Origin of the sequence: Flavitalea sp. (assembly GCF_035489435.1) — a bacterium.
Taxonomy (GTDB): domain Bacteria; phylum Bacteroidota; class Bacteroidia; order Chitinophagales; family Chitinophagaceae; genus DATHKG01.
The window spans coordinates 1-16,774 of sequence record NZ_DATHKG010000156.1 but is presented as its reverse complement, the minus strand read 5'-3'; the positions used below and the strand labels follow the sequence as shown (position 1 = coordinate 16,774).

Annotated in this window: 17 protein-coding genes; 13 read left to right on the top strand and 4 right to left on the bottom strand. The window is 40.5% G+C overall.

The features are described 5' to 3' along the window. The first annotated feature begins 69 nt into the window (after nucleotides 1-69). The 7 genes from murA to tatC all read left to right on the top strand — a co-directional run bounded on the left by murA (nucleotide 70) and on the right by tatC (nucleotide 6,877). Nucleotides 70-1,377, top strand: coding sequence for a UDP-N-acetylglucosamine 1-carboxyvinyltransferase (murA, locus tag VK664_RS23915; RefSeq protein WP_461401240.1), 1,308 nt, complete (start codon nucleotides 70-72; stop codon nucleotides 1,375-1,377). Nucleotides 1,378-1,500: 123 nt separating this feature from the next. After that, the gene (locus VK664_RS23910; protein WP_461401239.1) at nucleotides 1,501-1,992 is read left to right on the top strand and encodes a GAF domain-containing protein; all 492 of its coding nucleotides are present in this window, start codon (nucleotides 1,501-1,503) and stop codon (nucleotides 1,990-1,992) included. A gap of 654 nt (nucleotides 1,993-2,646) precedes the next feature. After that, nucleotides 2,647-3,192, top strand: a complete 546-nt coding sequence (locus VK664_RS23905) for a Panacea domain-containing protein (RefSeq protein ID WP_461401238.1) — start codon at nucleotides 2,647-2,649, stop codon at nucleotides 3,190-3,192. After that, nucleotides 3,189-3,635: a hypothetical protein gene (locus VK664_RS23900; RefSeq protein ID WP_461401237.1), complete on the top strand. Its 447-nt coding sequence runs from the start codon at nucleotides 3,189-3,191 to the stop codon at nucleotides 3,633-3,635. Before VK664_RS23905 ends, VK664_RS23900 begins: the two co-directional genes overlap by 4 nt. A gap of 243 nt (nucleotides 3,636-3,878) precedes the next feature. Beyond that, entirely contained in the window at nucleotides 3,879-4,451 is a 573-nt protein-coding gene (gmk, locus tag VK664_RS23895) for a guanylate kinase (protein ID WP_461401236.1), read from the top strand. Nucleotides 4,452-4,542: 91 nt separating this feature from the next. Then, entirely contained in the window at nucleotides 4,543-5,811 is a 1,269-nt protein-coding gene (locus VK664_RS23890) for a hemolysin family protein (RefSeq protein ID WP_461401235.1), read from the top strand. A gap of 214 nt (nucleotides 5,812-6,025) precedes the next feature. Beyond that, the gene (gene tatC, locus VK664_RS23885; protein ID WP_461401234.1) at nucleotides 6,026-6,877 is read left to right on the top strand and encodes a twin-arginine translocase subunit TatC; all 852 of its coding nucleotides are present in this window, start codon (nucleotides 6,026-6,028) and stop codon (nucleotides 6,875-6,877) included. 118 nt (nucleotides 6,878-6,995) lie between these two features. Here the strand turns inward: tatC and VK664_RS23880 are convergent, their stop codons facing one another. The 3 genes from VK664_RS23880 to VK664_RS23870 all read right to left on the bottom strand — a co-directional run bounded on the left by VK664_RS23880 (nucleotide 6,996) and on the right by VK664_RS23870 (nucleotide 9,044). Further along, nucleotides 6,996-7,970 carry a deoxyhypusine synthase family protein gene (locus tag VK664_RS23880; protein ID WP_461401233.1) on the bottom strand — a complete coding sequence of 325 codons (975 nt, stop codon included), beginning with the start codon at nucleotides 7,968-7,970 and terminating at the stop codon, nucleotides 6,996-6,998. A gap of 151 nt (nucleotides 7,971-8,121) precedes the next feature. Beyond that, entirely contained in the window at nucleotides 8,122-8,574 is a 453-nt protein-coding gene (locus VK664_RS23875; RefSeq protein WP_461401232.1) for a hypothetical protein, read from the bottom strand. Between the two features lie 221 nt (nucleotides 8,575-8,795). Then, nucleotides 8,796-9,044, bottom strand: coding sequence for a hypothetical protein (locus VK664_RS23870; protein ID WP_461401231.1), 249 nt, complete (start codon nucleotides 9,042-9,044; stop codon nucleotides 8,796-8,798). A 410-nt stretch (nucleotides 9,045-9,454) separates the two neighbouring features. Here VK664_RS23870 and VK664_RS23865 point away from each other — a divergent pair, with 410 nt between their 5' ends. The 4 genes from VK664_RS23865 to asnB all read left to right on the top strand — a co-directional run bounded on the left by VK664_RS23865 (nucleotide 9,455) and on the right by asnB (nucleotide 13,402). Further along, nucleotides 9,455-10,039, top strand: a complete 585-nt coding sequence (locus VK664_RS23865; RefSeq protein ID WP_461401230.1) for an acyl carrier protein phosphodiesterase — start codon at nucleotides 9,455-9,457, stop codon at nucleotides 10,037-10,039. 159 nt (nucleotides 10,040-10,198) lie between these two features. Beyond that, complete coding sequence (locus VK664_RS23860; protein ID WP_461401229.1) at nucleotides 10,199-10,762, top strand: DUF2911 domain-containing protein; 564 nt, start codon at nucleotides 10,199-10,201, stop codon at nucleotides 10,760-10,762. A gap of 4 nt (nucleotides 10,763-10,766) precedes the next feature. Then, nucleotides 10,767-11,423: a DUF2911 domain-containing protein gene (locus tag VK664_RS23855; RefSeq protein ID WP_461401228.1), complete on the top strand. Its 657-nt coding sequence runs from the start codon at nucleotides 10,767-10,769 to the stop codon at nucleotides 11,421-11,423. 131 nt (nucleotides 11,424-11,554) lie between these two features. Beyond that, nucleotides 11,555-13,402: an asparagine synthase (glutamine-hydrolyzing) gene (gene asnB / locus VK664_RS23850; RefSeq protein WP_461401227.1), complete on the top strand. Its 1,848-nt coding sequence runs from the start codon at nucleotides 11,555-11,557 to the stop codon at nucleotides 13,400-13,402. A gap of 82 nt (nucleotides 13,403-13,484) precedes the next feature. On the opposite strand, the gene VK664_RS23845 is transcribed toward asnB, so the two are convergent. Further along, nucleotides 13,485-13,922 carry a hypothetical protein gene (locus VK664_RS23845; RefSeq protein WP_461401226.1) on the bottom strand — a complete coding sequence of 146 codons (438 nt, stop codon included), beginning with the start codon at nucleotides 13,920-13,922 and terminating at the stop codon, nucleotides 13,485-13,487. Nucleotides 13,923-14,326: 404 nt separating this feature from the next. Between VK664_RS23845 and VK664_RS23840 the strand changes: the two genes are divergently transcribed. Both VK664_RS23840 and VK664_RS23835 read left to right on the top strand, forming a co-directional pair. Then, a complete protein-coding gene (locus tag VK664_RS23840; protein WP_461401225.1) occupies nucleotides 14,327-15,466 on the top strand; it encodes a cystathionine gamma-synthase in 1,140 nt (379 codons plus the stop codon). Between the two features lies 1 nt (nucleotide 15,467). After that, nucleotides 15,468-16,274, top strand: coding sequence for a TIGR02757 family protein (locus VK664_RS23835; RefSeq protein ID WP_461401224.1), 807 nt, complete (start codon nucleotides 15,468-15,470; stop codon nucleotides 16,272-16,274). Nucleotides 16,275-16,774: the final 500 nt, after the last annotated feature.

Sequence of the window (16,774 nt, the reverse complement as noted above, 5' to 3'; positions counted from 1 at the left end):
TTGACAAGGTTTGCTTTGTCAACTTTTTTATTTAATAACAAGAAGATCATCTAACCATAACAAGCTCATATGGATTCATTTGAAGTGACAGGAGGTAAGAAACTGAAAGGGGAAATCATACCACAGGGTGCAAAAAATGAGGCTTTGCAAATCATCAGTGCAGTGTTGTTAACACCGGAAAAGGTCACCATCTCCAATATCCCTGACATTGTAGATGTAAACCTGCTGATAGAATTGCTTGCTGATATGGGGGTTAAGACTAACCGGACTTCACGCGATACCTGTGAATTCCAGGCTGATGATGTGAACATCGATTTTTTAAACAGCTCAGAGTTCAGAAGAAAAAGCGGGCGCTTACGTGGCTCCGTTATGACCGCAGGCCCTATGCTTGCCCGTTATAAAAAAGCTTTTATTCCAAAACCTGGTGGCGATAAAATTGGTCGCCGCAGGCTCGATACCCATATCATCGGATTTGAAAAATTAGGTGCTGAGTTTAATTATAATGCTGAAGACGGGTTCTTTCTGCTGGAAGCCGCCAACCTGAAAGGAGTTGATCTTTTGCTGGATGAGCCCTCTGTAACCGGTACTGCAAATATTGTAATGGCAGCGTCTATGGCTGCAGGCACAACTACCATCTATAATGCAGCCTGCGAACCATATATACAGCAGCTTTGCAAGATGCTGAACCGTATGGGAGCAAAGATCAGTGGCATTGGCAGCAACCTGCTGACAATAACAGGTGTTGATTATCTCGGCGGTACAGATCACCGTTTGCTGCCTGATATGATTGAAATCGGTTCATTTATTGGTCTTGCAGCGATGACTCAAAGCAGCATCACAATAAAGGATGTAAGCCTGCAGAACCTTGGCTTAATACCCGATAAATTTAAACAGCTCGGCATTCAGATGGAATTCCGGGGTGATGATATCCATATCCCGGAGCAGGACATATATGAAATCCAGGGTTTTCTTGATGGATCTGTACTTACCATCTATGATCATCCGTGGCCAGGCTTAACACCGGATCTCCTAAGCATTATACTTGTGGTTGCAACACAGGCAAGAGGATCTGTGCTTATTCATCAGAAGATGTTTGAGAGCAGGTTATTTTTTGTTGATAAACTGATAGATATGGGTGCGAAGATTATCCTTTGTGATCCGCATCGTGCAGCAGTAATCGGCATAGCGCGCGAACAAAAGTTAAGAGGTATAACGATGAGCAGCCCCGACATACGTGCCGGCGTTTCGTTATTAATCGCCGCACTAAGTGCAGAAGGAAAATCCGTGATTCAAAATATTGAACAAATCGATCGCGGTTACCAGGACATCGATGGCAGACTTCGGCAGTTAGGAGCGGAAATCAAAAGAATCGGTTGAATACAGTGGTGAGTTGTAAGTGGTGAGTGGTGAGTGAAGTTATTGAGTGATGAGTGATTTACATTTATACATTTCATAACTTCTTTCATAATTCATAACTCATAATTCATAATTCTATTAAAGGTGTCAGAAGATTTAAAAATATCCAAAGGCTCAAAAGAAGAACAGTATCAATCCATATTCAGCCAGATCAAAGGATTGCTGGATGGCGAAACTGATCTCATTGCAAACCTGGCTAATATCACCGGTGCATTGAAGGAACAATTCAATTGGTGGTGGGTTGGATTCTATCTTGTAAAAGGAGATGAACTTGTACTCGGGCCTTTCCAGGGACCGGTTGCCTGTACCCGCATAAAAAAAGGACGGGGTGTTTGTGGAACAAGTTGGGCAAAAGCTGAAACGCTGATTGTGCCTGATGTTGAAGCGTTTCCCGGACATATTGCCTGTAGCAGTTTTTCTAAATCTGAGATTGTTTTACCTCTTATGTTTAATGGTGAAGTAAAAGGTGTATTGGATGTAGACAGTGAACATTATGCGTATTTCGATTCAACAGACCAGGTTTACCTGGAAAAGATATTGAAGCTGATACCTTCCGTCTCTTTGGAACAGCTGTAATATTTAAACAGCTTACTCTCTTAGCAAATCAATAGTTGAAATACGGAAATTATTCGACTTTTGGTATGTTCTCATTTTGAATTTTTGCTTTCGGAAATTGACATTGTAATAACATTCCATTTCCCACAATTATCACAGAAGGTATATCGATCCAATTTCTTCCATTTTTCCATCGGCTCATCCTTTACTTGCAGGGTGCCTACTTACACTCAGGACAAGCAACAATTGCATGCGGGTCTTTGGCTAATAATTTCCCACATCCAGCCATAATTTTAGTACCTCATTCATTGGTTTTCTCTTTTTTAGGAGCGCTTCATACTTCTTTGTTTCCAGAAACACTTTCTGTCGATAGTAAAGTTCCAGCAAAGAATTGACAGATAAGGAAACAAAAACCCTTGTGAAGTGGATTAACAAATCAAATGCGAACGAAGAGTATTTTATCTATATCACAGACTGCGAGAATTTGGCGAGGGAGTATAACGAGTTTATAATATTGACTAACTATAATCAACTGGGAATCAACAAAAAATAGGCATTCCAATGTTTTTTTGTACTTTAACAGTAGTATTACTAATGTTTTTAGTAAATTGCATCCCCACTATGCGAGGTTTTAACTATAAGAAATCAGTCCAGCTTTTAAATTCTATTGCCCTAATGTCAAATGGCACTTCAAATAAGATGAAGGCAATTAAACTCATTTGGTTAATAGATAGGCTACATATTAGAAATAATGGTAGGACAGTAACTGGAGATACCTATTTTGCTTTACCTCACGGCCCTGTTCCTTCTGCAACACGGGATTTATTGGAATCAAGTAATTTTTCTCTTGGGGAAGAAGAATTAGGTTACGCATGTAATTTTATTTCTTCTTGTGACAATAGAAATTTTTACAAATCGATTAATGATGTAGACAATAACGTGTTTTCCAAGTCTGATATAGACTCCCTTCATAAAATTTGGGAATTATATGGCCAGAATGATCAGTTTGAATTGCGTGACTTATCTCATAACTTTCCAGAGTGGAAAAAATTTGAATCTGCATTTAACGGGAAAGTTATTACACGCGCACAAATGAATATTGAAGACTTTTTTATCGACGCTCCGCCTAAAGTAGAAAAAATCGGGTTTGATCCTGTTGTACTGGAAGAATCCAAGCATATTTTTAAGGAAACTGTAGGGATCGAAAACCTATTGAAATGAAGGGTATAGAAAGTCTTTTCTCTTCTACAGTTAAGGAGAAGGAAGTCTTTTTCTTCGCTACGGAAAAAATATTCACCGAAGACCCCCACTTTTTTATTTGCGTTAAGAAAACCGAATCAGAGGTTTTGTTATTTACTTGCTGTACAAGTCAAGGAGGCAAAAGAGAAGATTACTTAAACAGAAAGGGAGTTTCTTTAAAAACTCTAGTTTATATAAAGCCCGTAAAGGGCTTGCCGTTCACAAAGGATACGTTTGTCGATTGCAATAAATGCTTTCAATACACGATGGAGGAGTTTAAAAAAATGTGTGAAGAAGGTACAATGCAATACAAAGGCGAAATATCTCCCGAATATTATGAGCAAATAATAGTTGGATTACTTGAAAGTCCTGAAATCGATCAAGAAGTAAAAAACAAATTACCAGACCCAAGTGATATAGAGTAAGACTCTTCATCTTTTAATCTATCAGCCTTACAATATCTTCTATACTCATAAACCTCTTGCTTTATCGGTCAAGCATCTCAAAAAAGAAAAATTCAAACTGAGACATTACCCAACTTTTAAAGATCGGCGCAATTCTAATTAATTTAGTATGCATATTTAAAAAGTGTAAAATATCGAAGGGCATTAGAAACAGGTATTAGAATCATTTATCTTTCCTGTTTTATATAAACTGTAATCATCAGGATGTCTGTTAAAAACAAAATCATCGTTATTACTGCGCCGTCTGGTGCCGGCAAAACTTCCATCACACAACATTTACTAAAAACATTCCCTCAGCTCGCTTTTTCCATTTCCGCAGCAACCCGTGAGGCAAGAACTAACGAGGTTAACGGGAAAGATTATTATTTCATCCCGCTGACAGAATTCCAGGAAAAGATAGAGAACAACCGGTTTGTTGAATGGGAAATGGTATACCAGGGAAAATATTATGGTACGCTACGATCTGAACTCGAGCGTATCTGGAATAATGGCCAGGTCCCGGTGCTGGATATCGATGTAAAAGGTGCGATCCATGTTCAGCAACAATTTCGCGAGAATACACTTTCCATATTTATTGAACCACCTTCTATTGATGAACTGAGACGCCGGCTTGAATCACGGGGAACAGAGTCAGAAAAAAGTCTGCAGGACCGTGTGAACAAGGCCTCCTATGAAATCTCATTCAAACAGCATTTCGATTGCGTGATTTTAAATGATGACCTGGAACATGCCTGTTTAAAAGCAGAAGAAGTAATCAGGAAATTTCTCGTCTTGTAATGCTTTCCTGGTATCAGCCTCGTATCAGTCTCGTTTTCCTGCTGATTGTATTTGTAATACCCTTCATATTTTATACATTCGTGTTCGTATTATGAGTGTAGTCGTTATTATCGCTATTGTTATCGCCCTTTTTTTCATTGCTTTTTTTTCCGGGATTGAAGTTGCCTTCGGTTCTGCCAACAGACTAAGCATTGAATTGAAAAAAAAACAGGGTTTCAGCAGCGGTATCCTGCTTTCCGCACTTTTTGATAATCCTTCCAGATTTTTGGGGACCATAATTGTCGGGTTTAATGTTTTTCTTGTCCTTTTTATCTTATTGGTCAGTGCACTCTGGACTCCGCTCCTGAACCGGTTGCATATAGATACCCAGTGGATCGTTACAATAAGGCTTGCGGGGGAGATACTTCTTTCGGGTTTCATAGTTATACTGTTTGGAGAATTCATTCCCAAGGCCGTATATAAGGCGAAAAGTGATACTCTTTTGAACTTTTCAGCCCGGACTGGCCTGCTCGGCCTGATGGATACCTTGTTCTACCCGGCCAGTATCATGTTTGTAAAAATTTCCAGCTGGATCCTGAACATCATTTTCGACGTCCGTATCGACAAAAAAAAACAACCATTTTCCCGCACCGACCTCGAACATTTTTTCCAGCAAAACAAGGAATTCAATGACGATAGCCAGGATTTGAATACGGAATTGTTTGAGAATGCGCTGTTATTGCCAAAAATAAAAATCAGGGAATGCCTGGTTCCCCGGAAGGAGATTGAATCGATCGACGTAAAATTCTCAGTTGAGGAACTGCGGCAAAAATTTGTAGCAACCAAACTGAGCAAGATGGTCGTTTTCGACGGTGGCATCGATTATATAACTGGTTATGTTCATCAGCTGGACCTATTCAAACATCCCGAATCGATAAGAGATATTCTTTTACCTATACCAGCTGTACCTGAAAGTATGAGCGCAACTGACCTGATGAATAAATTTACCCGGGAAAGAAAAAGCATCGCCTGGGTGGTGGATGAATTTGGTGGTACGGCCGGAATTGTAACCATGGAGGATCTCCTCGAAGAAATTTTCGGAGAAATAAAGGATGAATATGACGTAGAAGAATTCGAGGAAAAAAAGATCTCCGATGCCGAATACATCCTCTCCGGTAGACTGGAGCTGGATTATCTCCAGGAAAAATATGGCTTCGAGTTTGAAAATGAAGACTCAGAAACCCTGTCCGGCTATATTATTCAACAACACGAAACTATACCCCGCCTTAAGGAGCGGATAATCATAGATGATTATGAATTTGAAATTCTTAATGTAAGTGATACAAGGATTGAAATGGTAAAAATAAAACTACTTAAATAAAACCCTTTCCAGGGCTTTATTACATTGGCTACCTTCTGCTTAACAATCCCTTTCATCCGTACACAATTGATTTAATGGGTTCCCGCAAGTGCGGGAGACGCCTCTTAATGATTCCCGTCGGTTTTAATCTCCTTACTTGGGCGTTTCACACATTGATAACGTTAATACCTTAAATTTGCCCCGCTTTAGGCAGCTTTGAATTCTAAAACCACATATGCCATTACCATTTTTTAGTAAACGAGGAGTGAAAACGGAGATGACCTTTGTAGATCATCTGGAGGAGCTACGCTGGCATATAACACGTTCCCTGATTGCAGTAATTGCAGGCGGGATCGTCGTTTTCCTCAATATTGACTGGGTTTTTGATAATATCATTACCGGCCCTCTTCAACCGGATTTTTTCAGTTATACGGCGCTTTGTGACTTCGGACACTGGCTGAAACTGGGAAACAGCCTTTGTCTTCCCCCACCTAAAAGTGAGTTACAGACAACGGCTTTTGGCTCTGAGTTCATGAGCAGTATCACTATTTCCTTTATGTCTGGCTTCATTCTCGCTTTCCCTTATATTTTTTGGGAGGTCTGGCGCTTTATAAAACCGGCCCTAAGCCCCCGTGAGTTAAAAAGCACCCGTGGAGCGATCATTTGGGTCTCATTTTTCTTTTTCGCCGGAACTGCCTTTGGTTATTATCTGCTGGCACCCTTTACTTTCAGCTTCCTGTCAAACTATACCATTGGTACCAGCGCAGTGCTGGTAGCCCGTCCCACCCTGGCAGATTATCTCGAAAACCTCGTGGATATCATTATCGGGGCGGCACTGGCTTTCCAATTGCCAATCATTTCATCAGTGCTGACCAAGATTGGTATCATCACACCAGCATTTCTTAAAACCTACCGCAAATACGCTTATGTAGGTATCCTCATAATCTCGGCAATTATCACCCCTTCACCGGACTGGATGAGCCAGATGATCGTTTTTGTTCCGCTTGCCATTTTATACGAATTCAGCGTGATCATCTCAAAACGCATCTATAAGACCCAGGAAAAGAAGAGAAAAGAATGGGAATAAGAGAGATATGAATTATGAGTTATGAATTATGAAACCAGTTATGAAATTATGAATTCATAACTGTTGAATTCTCAACTCCTTTCATAATTCATAACTCATAACTCATAATTCTCTTTAATTACCATCCGAGGATATAAGCGAAAATTAATGGCGCTACTATGGTGGCGTCGGATTCAACGATGAATTTTGGTGTTTTGATGTCGAGTTTGCCCCAGGTGATCTTTTCGTTGGGAACCGCGCCTGAGTAAGAGCCATAAGATGTGGTAGAATCCGAGATCTGGCAGAAATAAGTCCAGAAGGGAACATCATGCCATTCCAGGTCCTGGTACATCATAGGCACCACGCAGATCGGGAAATCACCGGCGATACCACCACCAATCTGAAAAAAGCCGATGCCTTTGCCGGATGAGTTATTCCGGTACCAGTCGCTGAGCCAAACCATGTATTCAATACCAGACTTCATAGTGCTGGCTTTTAATTCCTGTTTGATAACATAAGAAGCAAAAATATTTCCCATGGTGCTGTCTTCCCAACCTGGAACAACCATTGGAATATTCTTTTCAGCTGCGGCAATCATCCAGCTATCTTTTGGATCGATCTCATATCCTTCCTTCATTACCCCGCTCAGCAAGAGTTTGTACATATATTCATGGGGGAAATAACGTTCACCACTTGCCTCGGCATCTTTCCAGATCTTCACAATATGCTGCTGTATCTTTCTGAAGGCTTCTTCTTCCGGAATACAGGTATCGGTTACCCGGTTCAGGCCCTGTTCTAGCAATTCCCACTCCTGTTCTGGTGTGAGGTCGCGGTAATGGGGTATTCTTTTATAGTGAGAGTGCGCAACCAGGTTCATCACATCTTCTTCAAGGTTAGCGCCCGTACAACTGATGATAGCGATCTTATCCTGCCTGATCATTTCAGCGAGCGATACTCCAAGTTCTGCTGTGCTCATAGCTCCCGCAAGGGTGACCATCATCTTTCCACCTTCCAGTAGATGGGTTTCATATCCTTTTGCTGCATCGACCAATGCAGCTGCGTTGAAATGTCGGTAATGGTGTTGTATGAATTGCGATACCGGTCCTTTGTTCATGATTTGCTTTTTTCTTTATTTAAATGGCGGCAAAGTTAGTGCAAATGCAAAACATGAACCCTAATTGCAAGATTAAGAATATGGTTTCCTGGTAAACGTAAAAAGCCCCTGGAAAGGGGCTTTATCCAACTAAACTAACTGAGAAAAATTATTATAGGGTAGCTTTCTTTTCTTTTTTGAAAGTGGTCCATCCTTGTGCACCGTTGGATTTAAGTACTACTGTGTGATCAGCACTTTCCAGTGTTACATAATAAGATGTTTCATCACCGGCAGACACTTCGAACAGGTCAGAGATCCATGAATCTTTCAGGTTCTTTTTCATTGAAGACTGAAGGTTGATTGGCAACTGGGCAGCTATCAGGTTACGGGTAACTGCGAGCAATTCGCCGGCTTCAGAATAATAAGCAAACATCACCTGGTCATTCAGTTTGAATGTAGCTTTTGCGAAATCTTTCGTGTTTTCCCATTTAACTTCTACAGCCTGGGCAAATTCACTTTTGAAAGAGTTTACTACTTTTTGACTTACGCCTATTTCGTTATTAGCAAATGTACTTGTGAAGGCAACGGTTAATAATAAGGATAAGGCTAATATTCTTGTTTTCATTTTTGTGTTTTTTATAAAGGGGGTTTTGTTAAATGTTGTTTCTTGGTTGAATCGTGAAATTGACGGTGTGGTTTGTTCTTTTTGTGTTTTCAATTGTTGTTTTATGTTTTTGTTGTTTGTTATTATTTTTTTGTTTGAGTTGCTATTGCTTTTGCGTCTCGTTTTCTTGTTGTTGTTTTCTTTTTATCAGTTACTGCTTGTATAGAAATAAGACGTGAGTTTCAGATTAATGTTACAGTTTGAAGAAAAAATATTTTTAAAAGACTGGAAGGCACATTTACACCGTCTACCTGGGGAATTGTAGCCGTTCTTTTCACTTGCCCGACCATAAACGCGTTTCTTGTAACATTAGTATATGTTGCCTGCGCCTGAAAGTTGTTTGTGATAATTACCTGGTTCATTTTTCTGGTATCGCCCGGTTGACTTCCGATTGATGACACAAAGATATATCGCAGTAATTCAGTTGTCAAGTGAATAGTGATTAATGGCGTCTATTGTTAAATCAATCAAAAAATAAATCCGTTCAGCACTTATTGTGTAAAACGATAAATTCTCTTATAACTCAAGCGGGTAAAGGCTTTCACGATTGTCACATATGTTGGTAATTCATCTATGTTAATCAACGTTAATCTACTAATAGAAATTGGCACGCTACTATGTCAATATCATAATTCATTCATTTATAATCCTATAATAACACGAATGGGTGAACGAAAATGGGAATTGTGTACGCTTCCGGACATTTACCGTTCATCACGAAAAAAAATCCATGTTTTTTTTCTTCTTCATACTAACCTTATCAAACTGTTAGGCTTTCTATATATGCAAGAGGGCAGGCAAAAATATTTCCAGCTGGATCAGATAGCTTAAATTGTATACTATGAATTATCTGGCTCATGCCTACCTTTCTTTTAACCGGCCGGGAATCCTGGTTGGGAATATGATCAGCGACTTTGTTAAAGGAAAAAAAAAATATGAATACGCTCCCGATATTCTATCAGGCATCGATCTGCATCGTGCTATAGATGATTTTACCGATATGCACCCGGTAACAAAATCTGCCAGGCAGATTTTTCAACCGGTTTATGGTTTATATAGCGGTGCATTCATGGATATTGCTTATGATTATTTCATAGCTAACGATAAACAACTTTTTGAACCTGGTTCCCTTGAAACTTTTTGCCAGGAGGTTTATAATACGCTCGATAATTATACATCGATCTTTCCTCCCCGCTTCAATCAATTGTTCCCCTCCATGAAAAAGTATAACTGGTTATTAAACTATCGAAACAATACTGGTATCGGAAGAAGTTTTGAGGGACTGGCTTACCGGGCAGTTTATATGTCGGATAGCGAAGCCGCCTTTAAATTGTTCCTGTTAAATAAGGACAAGCTTGAATATGCTTACAGGATGTTCTTCCCGGAACTCATTCGGTTTACTCAAAATACTATCGGTGGATTCTGATACTGACTGATACTGATATGGCAATGCTTGTGAAGAAATTCTTAAAGTTGATCTCAAAGTTGATCTCAGTAACATTAAATTGTCATTAGCAGGGATGCAGATTAAAACATTTATGTTTATTGCATAATAAATTAAATTCGTTGCTCAATTCATTCTTGTATGAAGCAGCTATTGTTTTTAATTGTCATTTCTGTATTTAATACCTGTGTTTTTGCCCAATCCAAACTTACACCCATAGATAAGTCACCGATGGACATGTCTTATTACCCGGTTAACTATCCAATCCTTAAAATTCAGAATAAGACAACTGAATCAATCTTTGCAAGGGTAATGTATAGCCGGCCACAAAAAAATGGTAGAAAAGTGATGGGTGAACTGGTAGAATTCGGGAAGGTCTGGCGGATGGGCGCAAATGAAGCAACCGAGATTGAATTATTTAAAGATGCAAGCGTTGGAAAGAACAAGATAAAAAAAGGTAAGTATACAATCTATGCTATTCCTGAAAATGATAAATGGACCATCATATTTAATAAAGAAACAGATACCTGGGGAGCTTTTCAATATGATCAGAAAAAAGATCTGTTTCGTTATGATGTAAAACCGGAAAAGAATTCAGAAATGGCAGAAGCGTTTACGATCATGTGGGAGAAAAGTAATGATGGTGGCGCAAACCTGGTATTTGCCTGGGATGACTTTAAATGCACCGTTCCATTTTTATTTTAAACAAATGAAACAAAAATCCCTGTATTTAGGCTGGATAAAGGTTGTCGTTTTCTGCTTTCTTATTGCAGCCTGTAATCAATCCGAAAACACCCTGCCAAATAATAAAATTACGGTTACCCCTCCACCTACCAAATTGCAACAGGACGCTGATGGTGTATCTCTTGATAAATCACCGATGGATATGAGTTACTATCCGGTTGATTTTTCTAAACAAAAGATGGTTAAAGCAATCCAGGAGCCCCTGATTGCCAGGGTAATATACAGTCGCCCAAAAAAGGACAACCGACTGATTTTTGGGGATGTTGTAAAATATGGAAGTCCCTGGAGGCTGGGAGCAAATGAAGCCACTGAAATTGAATTTTTTACCGATGTCCGCATAAATAACGAAACTGTAAAACAGGGAAGATATATTCTGTATTCTATCCCCTATCCTGATAAATGGCGAATTGTACTAAACAATGACTTGTACACCTGGGGACTTAAGTTTGATTCCACAAAAGATGTCCACCGTTTCACAGTACCAATTCAAAAAACCAATATTCCTTTCGAGCGTTTCACCATGGAATTTGAAAAGGATCCGCAGAGTGCTAAAACAATCCATAAAATGGTAATGCATATCGCCTGGGATAGTCTTTATGCCAGCCTCCCGATTTCTTATTGAAATCTTTGATTGCAATTCCTATTGGGAGGAATAAATTGTTCTTCGCGGAATCTTTACATTTACAAATGGTCAATAAATATACATTTACAACTTATCTGGTAAATTGACCGGTCATACTACTCTAAGGAACCATGTGCGGTATTGCAGGTATTATTTCTACTGACAGGTCCACAGTGACCAGGGAACGCCTTCAAAGGATGACAGATGCCATTGCGCACCGTGGCCCCGATGGTGAACAATATTGGATCAATCCTTCAGGAATTACAGGTTTTGGTCACAGGCGCCTCGCAATACTTGACCTGTCATCAGCCGCAGTGCAGCCCATGCATTACCAGGAACGTTTCACAATCGTTCATAATGGCGAAATCTATAATTATATAGAGCTTAGGGAATCCCTTGAAAAAAAGGGATACAGGTTTCAGTCAAAATCAGATACAGAGGTCATTTTAGCAGCCTATTCAAACTATGGCGCAGACTGCTGTAAACATTTTGAGGGCATGTTCGCGTTTGCAATCTGGGATGAACAGGAACAGGAACTTTTCGCAGCCCGCGACCGGTTTGGCGAAAAACCTTTTTATTACCGGGCTTCTGATTCAGGCCTGGTGTTCGGCTCAGAAACAAAGGCGATCCGCGCGATTATTTCCCAATCCGAAATCGACCCTTTACAACTTGTAAACTTTCTAACCCTGGGGCATACACGAAAACGGGTAAGCGATGGACAAAGCATCTACCACGGTATTTCGGAATTGCCCGCTGCCTCAACGCTTAGATTTACACCGGGGAATAATAAGGTTGTTATTAAAAAATACTGGGAGCTCGGCAAAAAGATTACGAACACGCTCAACGAGAACGAAGTATTGGAGAAATTCCAACAATTATGGAAGCGCTCATTGGAAATAAGGTTGAGATCTGATGTAAGCCTGGGCTCATCTTTAAGCGGCGGGTTGGACAGCTCTTCTATTGTTGCAGGCATTTATGATATAGACAAGCGGCCATTGAAAACCTACTCAGCCGTTTTTCCCGGTTTTCATTCTGATGAATCAGCTTTTATTGCTTTGATAAACCAGGCTTATGGCTGTGAGTCATATCCGGTAATCCCTGGTCCGGGAGAACTGGTATCTGAAATTGAAAAGCTGGTCTGGCACCAGGAAACCTTTATTTCATCCGCCAGTGCCTATGCCCAGTTTGCTGTTTTTAGACGCGCAAAGGAAACCGGCACGGTTGTTTTGCTTGATGGACAAGGGGCTGATGAAGTGCTAGGTGGCTATATTAAATATATTCAGTGGGGCCTCCAGGAGCTCTATCGCGGACCGGGTAAGATTTTCACAGAAACTTTCACAAAATTCAGGAATAATAAGATTCCTTTTGACTGGTCGTGGAAGAACAAAATTGCAGCCTACCAGCCATCTCTAACTGCTTTTGCATTGAAGGAGCGCGAATCAACCCGAGTAAAAAATGCATTGTTTCTAAACAAGGACTACCTCGCCGCCTTTAGCCCGGCAGATAAACTGCCCCCTAAGCCCACAGTAAGAAATCTTAACGATATTCTACATTACGAAACTGCAGAGTCTGGACTTAATGAGTTATTGCACTATGCAGACAGGAACAGTATGGCTCATGGTCGTGAATTAAGGCTACCATTTCTAAGTCATGAACTGGTATCTTTTCTTTTTACACTTCCTGTACATTATAAGTTAAGAGATGGATTCACAAAGTGGATCCTGAGAAAAACTATGGCTTCAACATTACCTGATCAGATAGTTTGGAGAAAAGACAAAATAGGATATGAGCCCCCGCAAAAAAGCTGGATGGAAAATATGAATCTCCAGGAACAGATACAGGAATCAAAACGTGCGCTGGTCAAAGCCGGCATCCTTGATGGCGGGGTACTTGATAAAAAAATTCAGCCGCTGGACTCCCACGCGGCTGATAATTTTGATTGGCGATTCCTGGTAACCGGATTGTTACTGGGCCAATGATATTTATACAGATTCTTTAGCTTGCCATTATGCTTTCTGTATTTGTTATGCTTTCTGTATTTGTTATGCTTTCTTATATTTGTTATGCTTTCTTGTATTTTTCAACAACTTCTGCATTGCCTACTCCATCAATCTTTAATGTAATCCATGTTTTTGCATCCTGAAGTTTTACATAGTATACAACTTCATTGCTGAAGGTTACTTCGGTCACACCAAACATTTCTTTTTTAGCATAGTTCTTTTTGATGCGGTTGTAGATGTTTAGCGGAAGCAATTGGGGTGCATAGTAACGCAGTGAACTCAACATAGTACCACTGTGGTCATAATTCACTTTCGACTGAATGCCTGATTGATTAAAACTTACGGTATAATAATTCTGGAACTCTTCCCATTTAACATCTTCAGCGGCTGAGAAGGTTTCATTAAAAGATTTCAGCACTTTTTCGTTGACTTTGGGGTCAACTGCATAAGCTGACACAACCAGAAGAGTAGAGACGAGAATGGCAAGTAACTTTTTCATAATCTGATGTTTTTTATGGTTGAACGATTTCGATTTTTTCCTGAGTCAAATGTAGAATAGATACAAACCCGGGCAGGAAAATTGGTAGGGGTGGTGAACTCATGATAAGATATACGAACGATTTCGCACATAAATAGACGGCTGTTAGATAGCATTAAGGAGTGGCATGCAGCAGGGATCAGGGTTTCAGAAATGTTACAGTGAAATCGAGCTTTTCCGGTTAACTTTCTGTTAAGATGGAATTACGGAAACACACTTGATAAGTTTGGGATCCGCTAAATTAAAATCCCCATCTTTGCTGCTCTTTTCTCCTCAGGACCAATGGAATAACCCGCTGTTTTGGGGCGACAGAAATATAAATGACTGTACTAAAATGTAAAAGACAGTACTAAAATTCTTACATCATGAAATTATCAACGAAGTTTATCCATGCAGGCACAGAACCGGATCCATCGACGGGTGCTATCATGACTCCGATTTACCAGACTTCAACTTATGTTCAGGAAGCCCCCGGAAAAAACAAGGGATTCGAATATGCCCGTTCACAGAATCCAACACGGAAGGCATTGGAAGAGGCACTGGCTGTAATTGAAAACGGGAAGTTCGGACTTGCTTTCAGTAGTGGCGTTGCGGCAACAGATGCGGTTGTTAAGCTATTAAATCCCGGTGATGAAGTGATAGCCTCCAATGATATGTACGGTGGTACTTACCGGTTATTTACAAAGATATTTGAGAAGTATGGGATTAAATTTCACTACGTGAATATGCAGGAGGCGGATAATATAAAGCCATACATCAACGACAAAACCCGTCTGATCTGGTTGGAGACACCTACAAATCCTCTTATAAATATCACCGACATTGCAGCTGTTGCGAAAATTGCAGAAGGAAAAAAAATAATTGTGTGTGTCGATAATACTTTTGCTTCACCCTATCTCCAGAATCCACTCGACCTTGGTGCGCATCTTGTTCTTCATTCTTCAACAAAATACTTAGGCGGTCACAGCGATGTAATACAGGGAGCCTTGATAATGAATGATGCTTCTCTTCGCGAACAATTATATTTTATTCAGAAAAGCTGTGGCGCAGTGCCTGGTCCAATGGATTGCTTTCTTGTTTTGCGTGGAATAAAAACACTTCATGTTCGTATGCAAAGACATTGCGAGAATGGTGAAAAGATCGCAAGATGGTTAAGAACAAATCCAAAAGTTGGAAAAGTGTATTGGTGCGGCTTCGAAGACCACCCGGGTTATGCAACAGCGAAAAAACAAATGAGAGGTTTTGGTGGCATGATGAGCTTCACATTAAAAGACGATAACACTGAAGCGACAATGAAATTATTATCTGCCACAAAACTTTTTGCACTGGCTGAAAGTCTCGGAGGTGTTGAATCCTTGATTAACCATCCAGCCAGCATGACCCATGCTTCTATACCAAGGGAAGAACGTATTAAAAACGGACTTAGTGATTCGTTGATAAGGCTTAGCGTTGGTATTGAAGATGCTGATGACCTTATTGAAGACCTGGATGCAGCAATCGGCTGAGATGGTAGTATTGAAATCCGCAGATCTTACAAATCAAATGATTCCCAGGCTCAAAGAATTCCTTGATGCAAAGGTTGAAGAATATAATCAGCCCGGGTTTATCAAAGATGATCCCATCTCCGTGCCTCATCGGTTTACAAAAAAACAAGACATCGAGATAGCGGCACTTTTTGCTGCCATTTTTGCCTGGGGAAACAGGACTACAATTATTCAAAAAACAACAGAGCTCATGGCGCGAATGAATAATTCGCCCCATGAATTTTGTCTCAACGAAAATCCTGAGCGCCTCAGGACACTCGAAGGTTTCAAACACCGTACTTTCACCGACACTGATCTTTTATATTTCGTAGAGTTTCTAAGCCAGCATTACCGGAAATATTCCAGCCTTGAAACTGGGTTTACCAGGTGGATGCAACCAGGAGCAACTGATGTAACAGAAGCGCTGAATGGCTTTTACAGGTATTTCTTTTCCCTGGAAGATGTTCCCTACCGTACTCGCAAACATATTGCAAGTCCTGAAAAGAAATCAGGTTGTAAACGGCTCAATATGTATTTAAGATGGATGGTAAGAAACGACAGGAAAGGTGTTGATTTTGGAATATGGAAAAACATAAGTCCGTCCCAGCTGATTTGTCCCATAGATGTTCATGTGGCTAGAGTCGCCAAACGATTTAATATGCTTAGCCGTCCGAATTCAGACTGGCAGGCCGCATTGGAACTGACGGAATATCTCAGGAGATTCGACCCCAAAGATCCTGTGAAATATGATTTTGCCCTTTTCACTCTTGGGGCAATTGAAAGGTTCTGACGGGTTGCTTTATTGTAGATTGTTGATTTTGCGCGTTCGTGGCGCTCACTCGGTTCTTCCCTTCGCCGAATGGGCCTTTCGGTTGGTTTGATTTGCCACTGTGATTCCCGGTTAATACGTTTGTTCATGTCCCGCACGTGCGGGATTGTCTCCGATCGGATTTTGTTCCCTGATCGGCTTTTTTAGGTACGCTTGTGGTGCTGGTTGCCTTATTGGCTAGATGTTGATGTTGCAGGTTCATGGCGTTCACTCGGTTCTTCCCTTCGCCGGATGGGCCTTTCGGTTGGTTTGATTTGCCACTGTGATTCCTGGTTAATACCATTGTTCATGCCGCTGGTGGTTCTTGTCTCCGATCAGCTTTTTGTTCCCTGATCGGCTTTTTAGGTATACTTGTAGTGCTGGTTGCTGTTGGGCCCTGATTGGCTTCGGTAACTCCGAACAGGAATCGAAGGTGGCAATCAAACCAACCTCAGGCCCATCCTGCACGTTCTAATCTCGTT